This is a genomic window from Stenotrophomonas sp. YJH_SMC_6, from assembly GCF_059371335.1.
The window spans coordinates 136,490-156,797 of sequence record NZ_JCAFUM010000013.1 but is presented as its reverse complement, the minus strand read 5'-3'; the positions used below and the strand labels follow the sequence as shown (position 1 = coordinate 156,797).

15 protein-coding genes and 1 tRNA gene are annotated in these 20,308 nt (G+C 67.1%); 11 read left to right on the top strand and 5 right to left on the bottom strand.

Features of this window, described 5'->3' with window-relative positions:
- Window positions 1-64: 64 nt before the first annotated feature.
- A complete protein-coding gene (trxA, locus tag AC5P9N_RS16055) occupies window positions 65-922 on the bottom strand; it encodes a thioredoxin (RefSeq protein ID WP_005410542.1) in 858 nt (285 codons plus the stop codon).
- A gap of 124 nt (window positions 923-1,046) precedes the next feature.
- Between trxA and AC5P9N_RS16050 the strand changes: the two genes are divergently transcribed.
- From AC5P9N_RS16050 to AC5P9N_RS16015, 8 genes are all read left to right on the top strand, one after another.
- Window positions 1,047-1,649, top strand: coding sequence for a DUF998 domain-containing protein (locus tag AC5P9N_RS16050; protein WP_043034739.1), 603 nt, complete (start codon window positions 1,047-1,049; stop codon window positions 1,647-1,649).
- A gap of 105 nt (window positions 1,650-1,754) precedes the next feature.
- Window positions 1,755-4,397 (top strand): leucine--tRNA ligase, encoded by a 2,643-nt coding sequence (leuS, locus tag AC5P9N_RS16045; protein WP_012480931.1) that lies wholly within the window; start codon window positions 1,755-1,757, stop codon window positions 4,395-4,397.
- Between the two features lie 136 nt (window positions 4,398-4,533).
- Entirely contained in the window at window positions 4,534-5,118 is a 585-nt protein-coding gene (locus AC5P9N_RS16040; protein WP_005410539.1) for an LPS-assembly lipoprotein LptE, read from the top strand.
- A 9-nt stretch (window positions 5,119-5,127) separates the two neighbouring features.
- A complete protein-coding gene (gene holA / locus AC5P9N_RS16035; protein WP_012480930.1) occupies window positions 5,128-6,165 on the top strand; it encodes a DNA polymerase III subunit delta in 1,038 nt (345 codons plus the stop codon).
- On the top strand, window positions 6,166-6,834 hold the full coding sequence (nadD, locus tag AC5P9N_RS16030; protein WP_005410537.1) for a nicotinate-nucleotide adenylyltransferase: 669 nt from the start codon (window positions 6,166-6,168) through the stop codon (window positions 6,832-6,834).
- Window positions 6,835-6,892: 58 nt separating this feature from the next.
- Window positions 6,893-7,303 (top strand): ribosome silencing factor, encoded by a 411-nt coding sequence (gene rsfS / locus AC5P9N_RS16025; protein WP_005410536.1) that lies wholly within the window; start codon window positions 6,893-6,895, stop codon window positions 7,301-7,303.
- 64 nt (window positions 7,304-7,367) lie between these two features.
- Window positions 7,368-7,838, top strand: a complete 471-nt coding sequence (gene rlmH / locus AC5P9N_RS16020; RefSeq protein ID WP_005410535.1) for a 23S rRNA (pseudouridine(1915)-N(3))-methyltransferase RlmH — start codon at window positions 7,368-7,370, stop codon at window positions 7,836-7,838.
- 22 nt (window positions 7,839-7,860) lie between these two features.
- Window positions 7,861-7,937, top strand: a tRNA-Asn gene (locus AC5P9N_RS16015).
- A 73-nt stretch (window positions 7,938-8,010) separates the two neighbouring features.
- Here AC5P9N_RS16015 and AC5P9N_RS16010 read toward each other — a convergent pair.
- From AC5P9N_RS16010 to AC5P9N_RS15995, 4 genes are all read right to left on the bottom strand, one after another.
- On the bottom strand, window positions 8,011-9,432 hold the full coding sequence (locus AC5P9N_RS16010) for a basic amino acid/polyamine antiporter (protein ID WP_012480928.1): 1,422 nt from the start codon (window positions 9,430-9,432) through the stop codon (window positions 8,011-8,013).
- A 130-nt stretch (window positions 9,433-9,562) separates the two neighbouring features.
- Complete coding sequence (locus tag AC5P9N_RS16005; RefSeq protein WP_164212698.1) at window positions 9,563-12,397, bottom strand: TonB-dependent receptor; 2,835 nt, start codon at window positions 12,395-12,397, stop codon at window positions 9,563-9,565.
- Between the two features lie 196 nt (window positions 12,398-12,593).
- Window positions 12,594-13,244, bottom strand: a complete 651-nt coding sequence (locus tag AC5P9N_RS16000) for an energy transducer TonB (protein WP_060380487.1) — start codon at window positions 13,242-13,244, stop codon at window positions 12,594-12,596.
- A gap of 213 nt (window positions 13,245-13,457) precedes the next feature.
- Window positions 13,458-14,195 (bottom strand): SIMPL domain-containing protein, encoded by a 738-nt coding sequence (locus tag AC5P9N_RS15995; protein WP_005410531.1) that lies wholly within the window; start codon window positions 14,193-14,195, stop codon window positions 13,458-13,460.
- Window positions 14,196-14,326: 131 nt separating this feature from the next.
- Here AC5P9N_RS15995 and AC5P9N_RS15990 point away from each other — a divergent pair, with 131 nt between their 5' ends.
- From AC5P9N_RS15990 to AC5P9N_RS15980, 3 genes are read left to right on the top strand one after another with little or no spacing between them, the layout of a single operon-like run.
- Window positions 14,327-14,935, top strand: a complete 609-nt coding sequence (locus AC5P9N_RS15990) for a Maf family nucleotide pyrophosphatase (protein ID WP_065183444.1) — start codon at window positions 14,327-14,329, stop codon at window positions 14,933-14,935.
- A complete protein-coding gene (rng, locus tag AC5P9N_RS15985) occupies window positions 14,928-16,415 on the top strand; it encodes a ribonuclease G (protein ID WP_005410529.1) in 1,488 nt (495 codons plus the stop codon). The genes AC5P9N_RS15990 and rng overlap by 8 nt, the downstream gene beginning before the upstream one ends.
- Window positions 16,416-16,445: 30 nt before the next feature.
- Complete coding sequence (locus AC5P9N_RS15980; RefSeq protein ID WP_099484058.1) at window positions 16,446-20,300, top strand: YhdP family protein; 3,855 nt, start codon at window positions 16,446-16,448, stop codon at window positions 20,298-20,300.
- The last annotated feature ends 8 nt before the right edge of the window (window positions 20,301-20,308 follow it).

The following is a 20,308-nucleotide window of genomic DNA, read 5'->3' as shown; positions in this document are numbered from 1 at the left end:
GCCGCCATCGTGCGCATTATTGCCCGCGTCCAGTGCAGGGATTCTGAACGAACCCGGCTTCCGTTCAGAACAGCAGGGAGGCCATCCTGCGGCGGTACTGGCCGACCAGGTCCTCGTCGGAGATCACATTGAAGGCATCGATCAGCGCCTTGCGCGGCAGGCCTTCCTCGAAACTCCGGTCGATCCGCAGCATTTCCAGGAACTGCGCCAGCGCGGCCTCGTCATGGCCGCCGAGCAGCAGCTGCACGCCGCGCAGGTGGCGGGCCTTGAGGTCATTGCCGTTGGCGGCGATGCGCGCGTCCAGCACCTCGGCGGCCGGGGCGTCCTTCAGGGCGGCGGCAAAGGACAGCCGGGCGCGGGCGCGCACGGCGCGGTCGTCGGTGGCCAGGTTGGCGGGCAGGCCGTCGATCAGCGTGCCGGCTTCGTCCACGCCGCCGATCTGCAGCAGGGCCAGGGCCAGGTCGAGCTTCAGCTCGTCCTTGTCCGGCTCGGCGGCGATCTGCGCACGCAGTACATCCACCTGTGCCTGCGGATCCAACGGCGCTTCGTCCTCGGCGGCAGTGTCGCCGACGTCGGCCGGCACGATGCCGTGCTGGGCCAGGAACTCACGCAGCTGGCCTTCCGGGATGGCGCCGGGGAAACCGTCCACCAGCTGGCCGCCCTTGACCAGGAACACGGTCGGCACCGAGCGGATCTGGAAGGCGGCGGCGATCTGCTGTTCCTTGTCGACATCGACCTTGGCCAGCTCGAAGGCGCCGTTGTATTCGGCGGCCAGTTTTTCCAGCATCGGCCCCAGGGTCTTGCAGGGGCCGCACCACGTGGCCCAGAAGTCGACCAGCACCGGCGTCTGCAGCGACTTCTGCAGGACTTCGGCCTCGAAGGTCGCAGTGGTGGCGTCGAATACGTAGGTCGTCTCGGTCATGGGGGAGGCATCGATTGGCATCTGGAGACCGATTCTATGGTGACGATCGATGCCAGTCTCAACCCGGACTGCGGCAAATGCCCGACAATGCGTCGTTCCCGCCGCCGTTGCTCCTGGAGCCCGCATGACCTCCCCGTCTTCCCTGTTGCGTCTGTCCGGCCCCGCCGCCGCACTGCTGTTCGTGCTGGCGGTGCTGGGCTTCGGCGCCGGCCTGGAAGGTTATGCACAGGCGCGGCACCCGGTGGCCCTGCTGGGCGCACATGGCGTGCCGCACGCGTTGGCCTTCAATCTGCTGGGCTTCGTACTGCCGGGCCTGTTGGCGGTGGTCGTGGCCGAGTGCCTGCGCCGACAGCTGCCGCCCGGTGCTGGCTGGGCGCCGCGGGTGGGCAGCCAGATGCTGTTGCTGGGCGGACTGGCCTTCACCGCGATGGGCTTGATGCCGCTGGATGTGGACGATCTGCACGGGCCGGCCAGCCAGCTGCACGCCAGTGCCTGGATGATCTGGGTGCTGGGCTTCGTCGCCGGCACCCTGTTGCTGGGCATCTCCCAGCTGCGCCAGACGCACGGCCGCGCCCTGGGCGGGGTGGCGCTCGCCTGTGGCGTGCTGGCGGCGCTGGCTGCCTTTGCGCTGCAGGGCGTGCTGCCGGCGCCGCTGGCACAACGGCTTGCATTCGCCTGCTGGGCGGTCTGGCTGGCGCTGGCCCTGCCTCTGTCGCGACCGCGCTGAGACCGGCTCCGGGCGCTGGCGGGGCCGGCGGTCGGCGGGCAGGATTGGAGACGTTTGCCGCACTGCGGTACGCTGTACCGCTTTGCCGCCGCATCCGCGTGTTCCATGACCAGCGCTGAAACCAACGCCTACGACCCGCAGCAGGTTGAATCCGCCGCCCAGAAGTACTGGGACGCCACCCGTGCCTTCGAAGTCGACGAGACTTCGGACAAGCCGAAGTACTACTGCCTGTCGATGCTTCCGTACCCGTCCGGTGCGCTGCACATGGGCCACGTGCGCAATTACACCATCGGCGACGTGATCAGCCGCTACAAGCGCATGACCGGCCACAACGTGCTGCAGCCGATGGGCTGGGACGCGTTCGGCCTGCCGGCGGAGAACGCGGCAATCAAGAACAAGACCGCACCGGCGGCCTGGACCTACAAGAACATCGAGCACATGCGTGGCCAGTTCAAGGCCATGGGCTATGCGGTGGACTGGTCGCGCGAATTCGCCACCTGCCGCCCGGACTACTATGTACACGAACAGCGCATGTTCACGCGCCTGATGCGCAAGGGCCTGGCCTACCGCCGCAATGCGGTGGTGAACTGGGATCCGGTCGACCAGACCGTGCTGGCCAACGAGCAGGTCATCGATGGCCGTGGTTGGCGTTCCGGTGCGCTGGTCGAGAAGCGCGAGATCCCGCAGTGGTTCCTGCGCATCACCGATTACGCCCAGGAACTGCTGGACGGCCTGGATGAACTGGACGGCTGGCCGGATTCGGTCAAGACCATGCAGCGCAACTGGATCGGCCGCTCCGAAGGCCTGGAAATCCAGTTCGACGTGCGTGATGTCGACGGCACTGCGCTGGATCCGCTGCGCGTGTTCACCACCCGTCCGGATACCGTGATGGGCGTGACCTTCGTGTCGATCGCCGCCGAACATCCGCTGGCCCTGCATGCGGCGAAGAACAACCCGGAACTGGCTGCGCTGCTGTCGGAAATGAAGCAGGGTGGCGTGTCCGAGGCCGAGCTGGAAACCCAGGAAAAGCGCGGCATGGACACCGGCCTGCGTGCCATCCATCCGGTCACCGGCGAAAAGGTGCCGGTGTGGGTCGCCAACTTCGTGCTGATGGGCTACGGCACCGGTGCGGTGATGGCTGTTCCGGGCCACGACCAGCGCGACAATGAAGTGGCCAACAAGTACGGCCTGCCGATCAAGCAGGTGATCGCGCTGAAGGATCCGCGCAACGACGACGAGCGCACCTGGGATGGTGCCCGCTGGCAGGACTGGTACAGCGACAAGAACCGTGCCTTCGAGCTGGTCAACTCGGCCGAATTCGATGGGCTGGATTTCCAGGGCGCCTTCGAAGCCCTGGCCGAACGCTTCGAGCGCAAGGCCCAGGGCCAGCGCCGCGTCAACTATCGCCTGCGCGACTGGGGCGTGAGCCGCCAGCGCTACTGGGGTTGCCCGATTCCGGTGATCTACTGCGACAAGTGCGGTGCGGTGCCGGTGCCGGAAGAGCAGCTGCCGGTGGTGCTGCCGGAGGACGTGGCGTTCTCGGGGACTGGTTCGCCGATCAAGACTGATCCGGAATGGCGCAAGACCACCTGCCCGGAATGCGGCGGCGCGGCCGAGCGCGAGACCGACACCTTCGACACCTTCATGGAGTCGAGCTGGTACTACGCCCGCTACACCTCGCCGGGTGCCCGAGATGCGGTCGACAAGCGCGGCAATTACTGGTTGCCGGTCGACCAGTACATCGGCGGCATCGAGCACGCGATCCTGCACCTGATGTATTTCCGCTTCTACCACAAGCTGCTGCGCGACGCGCGGATGGTGGACAGCAACGAACCGGCACGCAACCTGCTGTGCCAGGGCATGGTGATCGCCGAGACCTACTACCGCCCGAACCCGGACGGCTCGAAGGACTGGATCAATCCGGCCGATGTAGAAGTGCAGCGCGACGAGCGCGGCCGCATCACTGGCGCCACGCTGATCGCCGACGGCCAGCCGGTGGTGGTCGGTGGCACTGAAAAGATGTCCAAGTCGAAGAACAACGGCGTGGACCCGCAGGCGATGGTCGACAAGTACGGTGCCGACACCGTGCGCCTGTTCTCGATGTTCGCCGCCCCGCCGGAACAGTCGCTGGAGTGGAACGAAGCCGGCGTGGACGGTATGGCGCGCTTCCTGCGCCGCCTGTGGGCCCAGGTGCAGAAGCACGCCGCCGACGGTGCCGCCCCGGCGCTGGACGTGGCCGCGCTGGACGCCAACCAGAAGGCACTGCGTCGCAAGACCCACGAGACCATCGGCAAGGTCGGTGACGACTATGGCCGTCGCCACAGCTTCAATACCGCCATCGCGGCGGTGATGGAACTGATGAACGCGCTGGCCAAGTTCGAGGACGGCAGCGAGCAGGGCCGTGCGGTGCGCCAGGAAGCGCTGCAGGCCATCGTGCTGCTGCTGAACCCGATCACCCCGCATGCCAGCCACGCCCTGTGGCAGGTGCTGGGCCATGGCGAGACGCTGCTGGAAGACCAGCCGTTCCCGCAGGCCGACGCCGGTGCGCTGGTGCGCGACGCGCTGACCCTGGCCGTGCAGGTCAACGGCAAGCTGCGTGGCACCATCGAGGTGGCCGCCGATGCTGCACGCGAGCAGGTCGAAGCACTGGCTCTGGCCGAGCCGAATGCGGCCAAGTTCATGGAAGGCCTGACCGTGCGCAAGATCATCATCGTGCCGGGCAAGATCGTGAACATCGTCGCTGCCTGATGCATCCTGGGCCGGTCACCCACGCGGTGGCCGGTACCTTCCCGGTGCGGGGCCATGCACTTGATGGCCCTGCATTCACGCGGCTTCGGGCAGGCTGTGTGTTGCCGTGATCGCCCGGCTCCGCCAGACTGTCTCCATGACCCGAATACTGCTTGCCCTCGTTCTTGTCCTCGGCCTTGCCGGCTGCGGTTTCCATCTGCGCAACAAGCTGATGCTGCCGACCGACACGGCGCCGGTGAAGGTGGTCTCCACCGCGCCATACAGCGAACTGGTCAAGCTGCTCAATCGCAGCCTGCTGGCTTCCGGTGCCAAGCTGGCCGACGAGGACAGCAAGGGGCCCAGTACCCAGCTCCAGGTGCTGTCCGAACGCTGGGGCGACCTGCCGATCGCCATCGACTCGCAGGGCCGTGCGCAGGAGTACAGCCTGCGCTATGCGGTGATCTTCATCTTCCGTCGCGAGGATGGCAGCGAGCTGGTGCCGCAGCAGGTGATCGAACTGTCGCGCGACTACGTGTCGCCGCCGACCGACGCCACCGGTACCACCACCGAACGCGAAATCCTGGCCGATGAGCTGCGACGGGAAATGTCCGCGTCGATCATCCGCCGCATCGACAGCGTGGTGCGCGCCGAGATCGAGAAGGGCGGCAGCCTGACGGCGCCGAAGGCCAAGCCGATCGAAGGGGCGGAGCCGGCCGAGCCGGTTCCCGCAGCCAAGCACTGAGTCGCGACGATGGAACTGCGTCCGGAGCAGCTGGCCAGCCAGGGCGCTGACACCCCGCTGGCGCCGGTCTACCTGATTGCCGGCCCGGAAACCCTGCGCGTGCTTGAGGCGGCCGACGCCATCCGTGCACGCGCACGCGCCGCCGGCATCGCCGAGCGGGAAGTGTTCGACGCCGATGGGCGTGATTTCGACTGGAACCAGCTCGACGCCAGCTTCAACGCGCCCAGCCTGTTCAGTGCCCGCCGCCTGGTCGAGGTGCGCCTGCCCAGCGGCAAGCCGGGCAAGGACGGGGCCGAGGTGATCAGCCAGTTCTGCGCCAACCCGGCGCCGGACGTGGTGCTGATGATTACCGCCAGCGAATGGAGCAAGGCCCACCAGGGCAAGTGGGCCGAGGCAGTCAATCGCATCGGCGTGCTGTCGGTGGCGTGGGCGATCAAGCCGCACGAACTGCCGGACTGGATCGAGCGCCGCCTGCGTGGCAAGGGCCTGCGTGCCGATCCGGCCGCCGTGCAGCGCCTGGCCGAGCGGGTCGAGGGCAACCTGCTGGCCGCTGCGCAGGAAATCGACAAGCTGGCGTTGCTGGCCGACGGCCAGCCGCTGGACGTGGAACGGATGGAATCGCTGGTGGCCGACGCCGCCCGCTATGACGTTTTCCGGCTGCTGGAAGCCACGTTCTCCGGCCAGCCGCCGGCGGTGCTGCGCATGCTGGCGGGCCTGCGCGGCGAAGGCGAGGCGGTGGCCGCACTGATGCCAATGGTGATCCGCGAGCTGTTGGCTGGTGCCGGCCTGGCCCGGGTACAGGCGCGTGGCGGCAATCTGGCCGCCGAAATGAAATCGCGCGGCATCTGGGAATCGCGGCAAGCGCCCTACAAGCGTGCGCTGCAGCGGCACCCCGAGGGCAAGCGCTGGGAGCGTTTCGTGGCCGAGGCCGGACTGGTCGACCGCATCGCCAAGGGGCGCGCCGACGGTGATGCCTGGCTGGCGCTGGAGCGCCTGCTGGTGGCCGTGGCCGAACCGCGTGCCGTGCGCCTGCTGGCGCGGGCCTGAGTGATGAGCCTGCGGATCTATTACGGGGGCACCTTCGATCCGGTGCACCTCGGGCACCTCGCCATCGCGCGTGCTGCCCGTGACGAACTGCAGGTCGCTGTGCGCATGCTGCCAGCGGCTGATCCGCCGCATCGCGCGGTGCCGGGCGCAACCGCTGACCAGCGCTTCACCATGCTCTCGCTGGCCATCGGCGATGAGCCAGGCCTGCTGCTGGACCATCGTGAACTGGACCGCGCCATACGCTTTCCCGGCCGCCCGTCCTATACCGTCGACACCCTGCGCGAACTGCGCGGCGAGTTGGGCCCCAGCCGGCCATTGGCCTGGCTGGTCGGGGCCGACAGCCTGCTGGGCCTGACCCGCTGGCATGAATGGGAGGCACTGTTCGGGCTGGCCCATTTCGTGGTGGCCGAGCGCCCGGGCAGTCCCCTTCAGGCCTCGGTGGATGGCGAACTTGGCCGCGCCCTGGAAGGGCGCTGGGCCGACAACGAGCAGGCCCTGTTCGCCAGTCCGGCCGGGCGCATCCTGCGCCTGCATCATCCGCTGCGCGAGGAATCGGCCAGTGCCGTGCGTGCGCAGATCGCCGCCGGCGGCCCCTGGCGGGCGTTGCTGCCGCCGGCCGTGGCCGACTATGTGGCCGCCCATGGCCTGTACCGCTCCCCTACGCCGTGAATGCCGCCGCCCCGGCTTGCCCGTATAATCGCCCCCACGTTTATCGAGTCGATCCACTTTGAGCAACCAGACCCAGCCCCAGACCATCAAGGTCGATCTGCCCAGCCCGCCGCCGTCCGTGCCGGAACTGCTGGCCAGCGTCCGCCAAGCCACCGAAGACCTGAAGGCCAAGGACCTGGTCGAGATCGATGTGCGCGGCCGGTCCAGCGTTGCCGACTACATGATCGTCGTTTCGGGCACCTCGACCCGCCACGTCAAGTCGATCGCCGATGAAGTCGTGCGCTTTGCCAAGAATCTCGACGTGATGCCGCTGGGTGTTGAAGGCGAGCGCGAAGCCGAGTGGGTGCTGGTCGACCTGGGCGACGTGATCGTGCATGTGATGCTGCCGCGCGTGCGTGAGTTCTATGCCCTGGAGCGCCTGTGGACCGTTGGCGACCAGCCGCCGTCCAGCGACGACGAAGTGGCCTGAGCCGCACGTTGATGCATCCCTTCGACGGCGCCGATGGCGCCGTCGACGTTTTGGAGGACCGTTGATGAAAGCCCGCCTGATTGCTACCGGCGAACGCGCACCCAGCTGGGTTGCGCAGGGCTTCGCCGAGTACCAGAAGCGGCTGTCGCACTGGCTGCCGTTCGAGCTGGTGGAAATCGAGCCCGGCCTGCGCGGCAAGGGCCGCGATGCGCGCCGCGCCACCGAAGACGAAGGCAGGCGCGTGATCGCCGCACTGCCGAAGAATGCCTATGTGGTGGCGCTGGATGTGCCGGGCCGCCAGCTCAGTTCCGAACAGCTGGCGCAGCGGCTGGAGCATTGGCGTGGGCAGGGCAGGGACCTTGCCTTCCTGATCGGTGGCCCGGAAGGGCATTCGCCGGAAGTTTCCGCGCTGGCCGACGAAAAGTGGTCGATTGGACCATTGACGCTGCCGCACATGCTGGTACGCCTGGTGGTGGCCGAGCAGTTGTACCGGGCCGCCGCAATGATTGCGAATCACCCCTACCATCGCGCGTGAAGAGTGGTTATACTAGTCGTCTGCCCGAATAGCTCAGCCGGTTAGAGCACTTGACTGTTAATCAGGGGGTCGTTGGTTCGAGTCCAACTTCGGGCGCCACCTTGAAGAGACCTGCATCGCAAGATGCAGGTCTTTTTTTTGCGTTGTTGTAGAGCCGAGCCCGCGCTCGACTCTACAGTGCCAGCTCACCTCTGGAGAACGCCACCAGCGTAGCGATGGCCACCACCAGAATGGCGCCGAACAACACCCATTCCCAACGCGTGAATACCTGCTCACCGCGTTGCAGCCGGGTCAGTGCGAACACCACCACGCCGGGCACATACAGCAGCACCGACAGCAGCAGGTTGTCGAGGCCTCCTGCATACACCAGCCACAACGCGTAGGCACTGGCCAGCAGCGCCACCGCGAAATCACGCCAGCGCACGCCCGGTTCACCCGCATAGGCGTCCCCGCGCCACGCCAGCTGCACGCCGAACGCGGTGGACAGGAAGTAGGGCACCAGGCTCATCGAGGCCGCCAGCAGCACCAGGCCCGTGTAGCTGCCGGAGTTGACCAGCACCAGCAGCAGGAACAGCTGGATCAAGCCATTGCTCAGCCACAGCGCGTTGGCGGGCACGCCGCGCGCATTCTCGCGTCCCAGGAAGGCCGGCATGGTGCCGTCGCCTGCAGCGGCGTACAGCACTTCGGCACACAGCAGCACCCAGGCCAGCAGCGCGCCGAGTACCGAAATGATCGAGCCGACGATGATCACCGTCGCGCCCCACTCGCCGACGATGGCGCGCAGCACGTAAGCCATCGACGGATTGGGCAACCCCGCCAGTTCGGCCTGCGACAGCACGCCCATCGACAGCAGGCTGACCAGCACCAGCAGCAGCCAGACGCCGAGGAAGCCGATCACCGTGGCGCGGCCGACATCGGCGCGACGGGCCGCACGCCGCGAGTAGATGCTGGCACCTTCGATGCCGATGAATACCCACACGGTCACCAGCATCATGCCGCGCAGCTGCTGGCCGAGATCGCCGAGTGCGGGCGCGCCCAGGAAATCGGCGCGGAACACATCCATGCGGAAGGCACCGGCGGCCAGGATCAGGAACAACGTGATAGGCAGCAGCTTGGCCACCGTTACCAGGCCGTTGACGATGGCGGCGGTGCGCAGGCCGCGCAGCACCAGCAGGTGCACGGTCCAGAGAAGTAGCGACGAAGCGGCCACGGCGGCCGGGGTATTGCCTTCACCGAAGACCGGCATGAAGTGGCCGAGGCCACTGAAGATCAGCACGAAGAAGCTGGCGTTGCCGAGCACCGAGGCAACCCAGTAGCCCCACGCGGCGGAGAAGCCGATGTAGTTGCCGAAGCCTTCGCGCGCGTATGCGTAGATGCCGGTATCGAGATCCGGCCGGCGGTTGGCCAGGGCCTGGAACACGAAGGCCAGCATCAGCATGCCGGCGCCGCTGACCGCCCAGCCGAGCAGCGCCGCCGCCGGACCGGCGCTGCGCGCCACGTTCTGCGGCAATGAAAAGATGCCGGCACCGACCATCGAGCCGACCACCAGTGCGGTCAACGCGGGCAGCCCGAGGCGTTGTGATGTCGCGGCCATGATGTCCCCTGCGGCGCTGATGCCGCTGACCCACGGTAGCGGTGGGCCCGTGAACATGCCTGCAAGGGGCGCACAACGACGAAGGCCCGGGCAGGTGCCCGGGCCTTCGACGGTGGTGCGTTGAGCGGTATTACTTGAAGGTGTACTTGGCGCCGACAGTGAAGTAACGGCCGATGGCGCCGCTGAAGTGCAGCGGGTTGTAATTGACACCGCCGTAGGTGGACGGATCCAGCGGCGCGATGCGATCGAACACGTTCTGCACCGAGGCGTTCAGCTCGAAGGCTTCAGTGATGTTCCAGCGGCCCGACAGGTCGAAGGTGGTGAACGAGGAGATCTTCTTGACGTCCGTACCGTCTGCATACGCGAAGAGGTAGGAGCCGTTCGGACCACGGAAGTCCTTGTTGTCCATCTTCGAGATGTAGTTGGCAACGCCGCTGACGCTCCACGGACCCTGCCTCCAGGTGGTGCCGAAGTTGATGCGGTCCTTTGGCGTGCCGATGCAGTTGGTCACGTCGCAGTTGCCGTGGGTACCGGCGTAGTCGACAGTCACGTCGGCATCGGTGCGCTCGAACTTGAGCACATGGCTCCACTGCAGGTCCATCTCCAGCTGACCTGGGCCGATATCGAAGGTCTGGCGGATATCGGTATCGATACCCCGGACCCGGGTCGATGCGGCATTGATGTACTGCGTGTTGACCGCCAGGATGCTGCCGGTACCGGGTACGCCATTTAGCAGGTTGTTGTCACGCAACACGTTGCCGGCGGCAATGGCTTCGGAGGTGCTGCCCTGGGCGATTTCGTTGGTGCGCTTGATCTGCCAGGCATCGATGGTCAGCGAAGTCGTGGACGTGGGCTGCAGGACGATACCCACCGAATAGCTCTTGGACTCTTCCGGTTTCAGGTCCTTGTTCGGGCGGGTGATGATGGCGACCGGCAGAGCGCCACAGTCGTCGTCGTTTGCACCTGGTGCCGGATTGCCGCCCGGGCAACGCACGGGGTCGGACGCATTGGAGAATGCTGCCAGACCACCATCGCCGTTCTCGGCGGGGTTCGGTGCACGGAAGCCTTCCGCATAACTGCCGCGCAGTGCGATCCAATCGTCCGGCGTCCACTTGATGCCGATCTTCGGCGTGGCCTTGCCTTCACCGCTCTCGTACTTGTCGTAGCGCACCGCACCGGACAGTTCCAGGGTTTCCAGCACCGGTGCGGACAGCTCGACGTAACCGGCGTACACGTTCTGGGTGCCGTCGTAGGCCGAGTAGCCCAGGCCGATGATCTGGCCCTGGTCGGTGTAGGTCTGCGGGGTCAGGCTGTTGCTGGTCTTGCGCCATTCAGTACCCAGCGCCAGGCCCAGCGGGCCACCCTTCAGGTCCATCAGGCTGCGCGACACGGTGAAGTCGAACATGTCCAGGCTCGACTTCGCACGTGCGCTGATATCCGGCGAAATGAAGTCGTACAAGGCCTGCGAGTTCATACCGGCATTGTCACCGATGCGCCAAACACCACCAGCGCAGTTTGGGTTGGCCAGTGCACAACGTACATTGTCGTAGTTGAGGAAGCCGGTGCGCTTGTTGACCAGGTCGGTGCCGGAGTGCAGATACGCGGTGTCGTAGCTCCAGTCGCCCCAGTTGCCCTTGACGCCGACCAGGAAGCGGGTGAACTCGTTGGTGTTGTTGGTTACACGCGGACCGACATCCCAGGCCGAATAGCGCAGGCGCGAGGCCTGGCCCGGAATCGGATTATCTGGATGGTTCGGTCCCAGCACCGTAGCGCCGTCGCCACTGTTGGCGTTGACCGGGCCACCCGGATAGCCCCAGCCGCCTGAAACGCCAGACGGGGTGTTGCTGAAGGTGGTTTCCTTCTTTGAGTAGCCGATTTCGGTGTAGATCTCACCACCTTCACCAAAGGCGAAGCTGGCACGTCCAAACACGTTGACGTACTTCTCTTCCGGGGTGAGATCGCGATACAGCTGGTTCGGATCCCACAAGCAGCCCTGCGCCTGCGCGGATGCCTCTGTCTGGCCCGGAATCGTGGTAAGACCAGCACAACCGGGCAAAGCGACCAGGAAGGCCGGATTCTCTTCGGTCACATTGCGATCGTCGTACACCGAACCGTTCGGACCAACACCGCCGCGGGTCTTTCCACTGAGGAAAGCGCCGCCGAGGAACTGGGCGTTGTTGCCATAGCCCCACGGGCGGGTATCGCCGGTACCGATCCACTTGCGGTTCTTGCGATCGCTGATCTTGATCGCGTCGGTCTTTGCGACATCCAGGCTGAAGAAGGCATTCCAGCCGTCGGTGGCCAGATCGCCGGTACCGGCGGTCAGGGTCGCCTTCTTCGCGTCGCCATCGCTGTCGCCGGACAGGCCGTAGGAACCGCGAAGGATCGCGCCCTGGAAATCACTGCGCAGGATGATGTTGACCACGCCGGCGATGGCATCGGAGCCATAGATCGCCGAGGCGCCGTCCTTCAGCACTTCCACGCGTTCAACGGCGTCGAGGGGGATGGTGCTCAGGTCGGTGAAGACCTTCTGGCCGTCATCGGCCAGGCCGTAGGTGGCCATGCGGCGGCCGTTCAACAGGACCAGGGTCGAGCCCGCGCCCAGGCCGCGCAGGGAGATGCCGGCGCCACCGCCGGCAAAGCCGTTGCCGAAGGTCTTCGGGATCGAGCCGGAACCATCGGCGGTCAGTGTCTGCAGGTATTCGGCGACCGTGGTCTTGCCGGTGCGGTCGATTTCCTGGCGGGTCACCACCTGCACCGGGGACGGTGTTTCGGTGTTGGTGCGCGGAATGTTCGAACCGGTAACCGTGATGCGGTCCAGGTTGGTGGCCTTCTCCTGCGCGAAGGCGGAGGTGGAAGCCACGGCGCCAACCAGCAGCAATGTGCCGCCGGTAAGGATGTGGGTGATGGACGATGCCAGGGTGCAGCGGCGGCGGCTGGCGGGCCGTTGGATCAGGTGTTTCACAGCTTCTCTCCTAACTGGAAAACCGTAGCGTTGAGGGCTGTCTCCGGAGTGTCCGGGACGGGCCAATCTAGGTTTCCGACGGGTGACGAAGTCGTGAAATTTTGCTTAATCCGTAACGTTTGAACTGGAACTTTGCCGAGTTTGGCAGTTCGGTCCCGAAGGCCGGTCCGACAGGCGGTCGGACCGGCCCGGGTCGTCAGTCCGGCAACGAGAACTGCACCGGCACCAAACCGATGGCCGGTACCGCTACACCATCACGCTGGGCCGGTTCAAAGCGCCAGCGCTTGAGCACCTGTTGGCGTGCAGCCTGGTCCAGGTGGCGGGAGCCACTGCTGCGCTCGATGCTGACCGCGACCGGCTGGCCGCCGCTGTCGACCTCCACCCGCAGCAGCACCGTGCCCTGCTCATGGTTGCGCAGTGCGGCGACCGGATAGGCCGGTGGCGGGGCACTGCGGTATTGCAGCTGGGCGCCGGCCAGCGGTGCATGGGTGTCGATGCGCGGCGCGAGTTGCGGCGGGGCCGGTTCGGCGGCCGGCAGCGTGATGCCCTGCGTTTCCTCCACGGTCGCGGTTGGGGCCGGCAGTGGCGGTGTCGCCGGCTGTGCCTGCGGTTTCGGCACGACCCGGGCAACTTCCTTCGGTTCCTGCAGCACCGGTGGGGGCGGCGTTGGCGGGATCTTCTCGATCAGCCTGACCGTGGTCTTGTCACGCGGGACCTGCACGGCCTGGTAGGTCGCCGGGATCAGCAGCAGCAGGAACGCGAGCAGGTGCAGGGCGATGGCCGCGCTCCAGGCGGCAACGCGGGCGGGGTCGAAGTGCGGGGATGCAACGGGATACGTACGAACCATGGTCCACCTCCATGCCAGTGACGAAGTCCTCAACGCACCAGGGCCCGTGGCGGGGTTGCCGCACGCGGCTGGCAGCCAATCATTAACGCCAGGCCCCGGCCACTGCCTAGAGGCAGGGGCAGGATCGTTGGGCTGGCCTTCAGCCAGCCGCCCCGGCCCATGAAAAAGGCGGGCCCCTGCGGGACCCGCCTCCGTCTACCGGAACGGATGGGATCAGCGACCCAGCTCGAACACCACGTCCAGGTTGACCGAGACAGTGGATTCGCCCGGGGCGACCGGCGTGGCCTTGTCCATCGCCGCGCCGGCGGCCATGGTCCGCATCATCGGCATCGGGCGGTAACCACCCCCGGCATTCTCGGAGATGCTGACGATGCGGCGCACCTGAAGGCCGAGCGACTTGGCATAGGTCTGGGCGCGGGCCTGGGCCTTCTTCAGCGCGGCCAGGCGCGCTTCGTCATAGACCGGTTCCGGCTGGTCGATCTCGAAGCTGGGGCCGTTGATCTGGTTGGCGCCCTGAGCGGCCAGCGCGTCCAGCACCTTGCCGAGCTTGGCGATGTCACGGACCTTCAGGCTGACCGTGTTGCTGGCCTGGTAGCCGGTGATCTTCGGCGCTTCGTTGTCGGCATAGCGGTACTGCGGGTTGAGGCTGACGCCGCTAGTCTGCACGTCGCGCTCGGCGATGCCGGCGGCCTTGATCGCGGCCAGTACCTTGTCCATCTGCTGGGCGTTCTGGCGCATGGCGCTGTTGCCATCGGCGGCCTGGGTGACCACGCCGGCCGACAGGGTGGCCACGTCCGGTACGCGGGTGGCTTCGGCATTGGCCGAGATGTTCAGCAGCGTGCCTTCGGCCGCGGCGGCGATCGACGGCGACGACGGGGCGGCATGGGCAGTCATCGAGGTTCCAAGGGCGAGGGACAGGGCAAGCAGCAGCGGGGTGGCGGTCAGGCGCATGGAGAACTCCTTGTTGTGCCGTTGAGGGTGGTGTCGTAGCGATGAACGCGCTGTGAGCCCGTTCGGGGTTGAACGCGTTCCGGGACGGGTTGCCGACGATTCAGGTGGCGGCCTCAGGTTATGCTGTGCCGATGCTCTATCTTGCTTCCCGCTCCCCCCGACGCAACCAGTTGCTGGCCCGACTCGGACGCCCCTTCCAGGCCCTGGACCTGGAGGTCGTCGAGCAGCGCGCGCCCGCTGAAAGCGCCGAACAGTATGTGTGCCGGGTCGCCGCCGACAAGGCGCGCGCCGGCCTGGCCCGGATGCTGGCCGATGATCCGCAGGCGCGGGTGCTCGGCTCGGACACCGAGGTGGTGCTGGACGGTGAAGTGTTCGGCAAGCCGGCCGACGCCGCCGGCGCCCGCGCGATGCTGGCGCGCCTGGCCGGGCGCACCCACCAGGTGATGACTGCGGTGGTGGTGGTCGGCGCCGACGGGCTGGACAGCGAACTGGTCATTTCCGAAGTGACCTTCGCCCCGATCGCCGCCGCCGACATCGCCGCCTATGTCGCCACCGGCGAGCCGTTGGACAAGGCCGGGGCCTACGCCATCCAGGGCGGGGCCGAGCGCTGGATCGAACATCTTTCCGGCAGCTACTCCGGCGTCATGGGGCTGCCATTGCTGCATACCGATCGTCTGCTGGCGCGCTGTGGCGTGCTGGCCCCCACTGCCGATGCCGCCAGGGAGGCTGCCGATGTCTGAGGAAATCCTGGTCAATGTGACCCCGCGCGAGACCCGGGTCGCGGTGATCGAGAACGGCATGCTGCAGGAACTGCACATCGAGCGCGGTTGGCGCCGGGGTGTGGTCGGCAACATCTACAAGGGCAAGGTGCAGCGGGTCATGCCCGGCATGCAGGCCGCGTTCGTCGAGGTAGGCCTGGAGCGCGCCGCGTTCCTGCACGCCAACGACGTGGTGCGCCCGGCCCCGGTGGCCAGTGCAGACACCGAGAACACGACCCTGCCGCCGCCGGCCAGCGTGCCCATTGTCGAGCTGCTGCGTGACGGCCAGGACATCGTGGTGCAGGTGGTGAAGGACCCGATCGGCACCAAGGGCGCACGCCTGACCACCCAGATCAGCATTCCGTCGCGCTACATGGTGCTGCTGCCGCAATCCAAGGTGGTGGGGGTGTCCGCGCGCATCGAGGATGAAGCCGAGCGCGCCCGCCTGAAGGCCCTGGTGACCGAGCTGTCTGCGCAGCATGGCGGCTACGGCTACATCGTGCGTACCAATGCCGAGGGCCAGCCGGCCGAGGCCATCGCCGAGGACATCGCTTACCTGTCGCGGGTCTGGAACGTGGTCGAGCGCCGCGGCCGCGAAGCGGCCTCGTGCAGCAACATCTATGAAGACCTGAGCCTGCCGCTGCGTTCGGTGCGCGACCTGATCCGCAAGGACGTGGACAAGGTGAAGGTGGACTCGAAGGAAACCTTCGCGCAGCTGCAGGCGTTCGTCGCCAAGTACATGCCGGTGCTGGCCGAGAAGCTGGAACTGTATTCAGGCGATCGCCCGATCTTCGACATGTTCGGGGTGGAGGACGAGATCGGCCGTGCGCTGGACAAGCAGGTGCCGCTGAAATCCGGTGGTTACCTGGTGATCGACCAGACCGAGGCGATGACCACCATCGACGTCAATACCGGTTCGTTCCTCGGCCAGCGCAACCTGGAAGAGACGGTGTTCCGCACCAACCTGGAAGCGGCACAGGCGGTGGCCCGCCAGCTGCGCCTGCGCAACCTGGGCGGCATCATCATCATCGACTTCATCGACATGGACGATGCCGAGCATCGCCGCCAGGTGCTGCGCACCCTGGAAAAGGCGCTGGCCCGCGACCATGCCAAGACCACGGTGTACGACTTCTCGCCGCTGGGGCTGGTGGAGATGACGCGCAAGCGCACGGTGGAAAGCCTGGAGCGCCAGCTGTCGGAAACGTGCCCGCAGTGCAGTGGCCGTGGCAGCATCAAGACCACCGAAACGGTGACCTACGAGATCTTCCGCGAGATCACCCGTGCCGTGCGCCAGTTCGATGCCGCACGCCTGCTGGTGATCGCCTCGACCAAGGTGGTCGCGCGCATCACCGACGAGGAATCCTCGGCGGTGGCCGAGCTGGAGGAATTCCTCGGCAAGAGCATCCGCTTCCAGGCGGACGAGCAGTACCTGCAGGAGCAATTCGATGTCGTTCTGCTCTGATCCTCGCCGGCCGCAGGCCGGCGGTGGCCGATGAGCGCGCCGCCGCGCCTGCGACTGCGAAGGATCCGCCGTCATTTCATTGCCGCCTGCGCGGTAGGCCTGGTCGGGCTGGCACTGCTGGTGGGTACCCTCAGCCAGCTGCTGCCGCTGGCCGAGCGTCACCCCGACAGGATTGCCGCCTGGCTGAGTGAACGTGCCGGCCAGCCGGTGCATTTCGACCAGCTGCAGACGGCCTGGACCCGGCGTGGTCCGCTGCTGCAGCTGAAGGGCCTGCGCATCGGTGCCGGTCAGGGCCTGGCCATCGGCGAGGCCGAAGTGCTGGTGTCGATGTACAGCGGGATGCTGCCTGGTCGCTCGCTGACCGAGCTGCGCCTGCGTGGCCTGGCACTGGACCTGCAGCAGGGCAAGGACGGCCGCTGGTCGGTGCGTGGCCTGCCGAAGTCAGACACGGGCGGTGACCCGCTGGACGCGCTGCGCCGGCTGGGCGAGCTGCAGGTGATCGATGGCCGCTTGGGTGTGCATGCACCGGGACTGGGTATCGATACCACCCTGCCGCGTATCGATCTGCGCCTGCGCGTCAATGGCGACCGCCTGCGTGTGGGCGTGCGTGCCTGGGCGCAGACCGATGCCCTGCCGCTGACCGCAGTGCTGGACGTGGACCGCGCGCGCGGCAACGGGCAGGCCTGGCTGGGTGCCGATCCTGTTGATTTCCACGCCTGGTCGCCGCTGCTGGCAGCTGGTGGCGTGCGCCTGCGCGAAGGCAAGGGTGAGCTGAACCTGTGGCTGACCCTGCGCGACTTCGCGCCGGTGGCGCTGACCACCGATTCGGACCTGCGTGACGTGCGCGTCGACGGTGCACCGATGCCCGACGTGGCAACGCCGCGGTTGCAGCTGCAGCGCTTGCAGGCGCGCCTGCGCTGGCAGCGCCAGGCCGACGGTTGGGCGCTGCAGGTACCGCGCCTTCGTTTGAAGACCGAAGACGGCGAACAACAGCTCGATGGCCTGCAGTTGCAGGTTGGCAGGCAGCTGCGGGTGAGTTCCGGCGAAGTACAGGCCGGTACGGCGCTGCGTGCGCTGGCGCTGAGTGATCGCCTCGAGCCAGGCCTGCGCCATTGGTTGTTCCTGTCCAAACCGCAGCTGGATGTGCGAGAGCTGCAACTGGCCGGCGAACGTGATGGCCCGTTGCGGGCACAGGGCGAGCTGCAGTCGCTGGGCTTTGCCAGCGTTGGCAATTCTCCGGGTCTGCGCGGCCTGGGGGGACATTTCGAGGGCGACGCCGATGGCTTCAGCCTGCAGCTGCAACCGCAACGGCAGCTGCAGTTCGACTGGCCCACCGGCTTCGGCGTGCGGCATGACCTGCACCTGGCGGGCCAGATCGTGGGCTGGCGTGACGAGGCCGGTGGCTGGCGTATCGGCACTGCGGCGATGCGCGTGGAAGGCACCGACTACGCGGCCGATGTGCGCGGTGGTGTCTGGTTCCAGGGCGACGGCACGCGGCCCTGGCTGCAGTTGGCGGCCAAGCTGGACGATGTGCCGATGACGGCGGCCAAGCGCTTCTGGATCCACTCCAAGATGAGCAAGGGCGCCACCGACTGGCTGGACATGGCGCTGGCCGGCGGCCAGGTGCGCAATGGCATCGGCCTGGTCAGCGGTGACCTGGACGACTGGCCGTTCGACAACAACGATGGCCGCTTCGAGGCCACCGGCCATATCGCCAACGGCGACATCCGCTTCCAGCACGACTGGCCGCTGATGCGCCAGGTCGACGCCGATATCGCCTTCATCGGCCCCGGCTTCGACATGCATGGGCGCGGGGACCTGGCCGGTGTAGCGGTGCAGAAATTCGAGGCGGGCATCCAGGACTTCGGGCAGCAGCCGCTGTACGTGCGTGCCGATGCGCAGAGCGAGGCCGGCAGACTGCTGGCAATGCTGCGGCAGAGCCCATTGCACAAGGACTATGGCGACACCCTGGACAACCTCACGGCTGCGGGCCCGGCGCATGTGACCTTCGACCTGCTGCAGCCGCTGCACCACGATGAAGGCGGCGGTCACCTGCAGGGCACGGTCGACCTCAATGGTGTGAAGCTGGTGGACAAGCGCTTCCAGCTGGCCTTCGACAACATGCATGGGCAGGCGCGCTACAGCAATGGTGGCTTCGGTGCCGAGGAACTGGCGGTGCGCCACCTCGGTCAGGACGGCCGCTTGAGCCTGCGTGCCGGCGGCTACGTGCACGACAGCAGGCTGGCGTTCGAGTCCCAGCTGACGGCCAACCTCGACGCCGGTGTGCTGATTGACCGCGCCCCGGAAATGGCGTGGCTCAAGCCCTATATCGCGGGTAACTCGCCCTGGACCATCGCGGTCAACCTGCCCAAAGTCGCACCGGGAGCGCCCGCACCGCCCAGCGAACTGCGCCTGAGTTCGGATCTGGTGGGAACCCGCCTGGACTTGCCGGCACCGCTGGACAAGCCGGCCACCGAGCCGCTGGCGACCACGGTGGCCGCGCAGCTGCCGATGGGCGCTGGTCGCATCGATGTGGCCTTTGGCCAGCGTCTGGCCCTGGCCGCGCGCAGCCACAACAACCGCACCGGTGTGCAGGTCACCCTGGGCAGCGACCATGCCGATCGCGAGCCGCCGCCCAGCGGACTGTCCGTCAATGGCCGCAGCCCGACTCTGGATGCGCTGGAGTGGATCAGTCTGGCCCGTGGTGGCAACGACGATGACGGCATGCCGCTGCGTGCAGTGGACGTGCAGGTCGGCAAGCTGATGCTGATCGGCGGCGTCTTCGAGCAGACCCGGTTGCAGCTGCAGCCGGGACCGCAGGCGCTGGACGTGCGCCTGGATGGACCTTCGCTGGCCGGTCGCCTGACCGTACCCAACGCCGAAGGAGGCACCATCAGTGGCCGACTCGACCGTGTGCACTGGCAGTCGCTGCCGCCGGCGCCGGGCGCGGCCGCGCCAGCCCGGGTGCAGGCCGGCGCCAACGACATGGACCCGGCCAAGCTGCCGCCGTTCGCGCTGGACATTGCCGACCTGAAGTTCGGCAAGGTGGTGCTGGGCCAGGCGGTGCTGCGTACGCGGCCGCTGGCCAATGGCCTGAACGTGGACGAGCTGCGCTTCCGCGCGCCCGATCAGGAGATCGACATCAGCGGTCGCTGGCTGGGTCGCACCGGTGGTGCCCGCACCGAGCTGACCGCGCAGGTGCGCAGCGAGGACTTGGGCGCCCTGATGCAGAACCTCGACTACGGCGGCCAGCTGCGTGGCGGCTCTGGCCAGGCGCAGCTGCAGGCCTCCTGGAGCGGGGGGCCGTCGGACTTCCAGCTGGCCAATCTGCAGGGCAGCCTTGATCTGCACGCGCGTAATGGCCAGCTGCTGGAGCTGGAGCCGGGCGCTGGCCGTGTGCTGGGCCTGCTCAGCGTGACCCAGCTGCCGCGGCGCCTGATGTTCGACTTCCGCGACTTCTTCTCCAAGGGCTTCGCGTTCAACCAGGTCGACGGCAGCGTGCAGTTCGGGCAGGGCATGGCCCGCACCGACAAGGTACTGATCGAGGGCCCGGCGGCGAACATCACCATCCGCGGCCAGGCCGACCTGCGCAACCAGCGGTTCGACCAGACCATCGATGTCAACCCGCGCGCCGGCAACCTGCTGACGGTGGTCGGCGCGGTGGCCGGTGGCCCGGTGGGCGCGGCGCTCGGCGCGGCCACCAATGCGGTACTGTCCAAACCGCTCGGCGAGATCGGCGCCCGCACCTACAAGGTGACCGGTCCATGGAAGGAGCCGAAGGTGGAAGTGATCGAACGCAGCCGCGACAAGACCCCGCCAGCGCCCGCGCCGCGCCCGGCCCCGGCCGTTCTGCCGCCCGTTACCGACCTGCCACGCTCACGCTGAGCGTGGAC

Excerpts from the sequence above, each read along its gene's own strand:
- trxA (WP_005410542.1), bottom strand. The coding sequence starts at position 922 with ATGACCGAGACGACCTACGTATTCGACGCCACCACTGCGACCTTCGAG.
- AC5P9N_RS16050 (WP_043034739.1), top strand. The coding sequence starts at position 1,047 with ATGACCTCCCCGTCTTCCCTGTTGCGTCTGTCCGGCCCCGCCGCCGCA.
- leuS (WP_012480931.1), top strand. The coding sequence starts at position 1,755 with ATGACCAGCGCTGAAACCAACGCCTACGACCCGCAGCAGGTTGAATCC.
- AC5P9N_RS16040 (WP_005410539.1), top strand. The coding sequence starts at position 4,534 with ATGACCCGAATACTGCTTGCCCTCGTTCTTGTCCTCGGCCTTGCCGGC.
- holA (WP_012480930.1), top strand. The coding sequence starts at position 5,128 with ATGGAACTGCGTCCGGAGCAGCTGGCCAGCCAGGGCGCTGACACCCCG.
- rlmH (WP_005410535.1), top strand. The coding sequence starts at position 7,368 with ATGAAAGCCCGCCTGATTGCTACCGGCGAACGCGCACCCAGCTGGGTT.
- AC5P9N_RS16010 (WP_012480928.1), bottom strand. The coding sequence starts at position 9,432 with ATGGCCGCGACATCACAACGCCTCGGGCTGCCCGCGTTGACCGCACTG.
- AC5P9N_RS16000 (WP_060380487.1), bottom strand. The coding sequence starts at position 13,244 with ATGGTTCGTACGTATCCCGTTGCATCCCCGCACTTCGACCCCGCCCGC.
- AC5P9N_RS15995 (WP_005410531.1), bottom strand. The coding sequence starts at position 14,195 with ATGCGCCTGACCGCCACCCCGCTGCTGCTTGCCCTGTCCCTCGCCCTT.
- AC5P9N_RS15990 (WP_065183444.1), top strand. The coding sequence starts at position 14,327 with ATGCTCTATCTTGCTTCCCGCTCCCCCCGACGCAACCAGTTGCTGGCC.
- rng (WP_005410529.1), top strand. The coding sequence starts at position 14,928 with ATGTCTGAGGAAATCCTGGTCAATGTGACCCCGCGCGAGACCCGGGTC.
- AC5P9N_RS15980 (WP_099484058.1), top strand. The coding sequence starts at position 16,446 with ATGAGCGCGCCGCCGCGCCTGCGACTGCGAAGGATCCGCCGTCATTTC.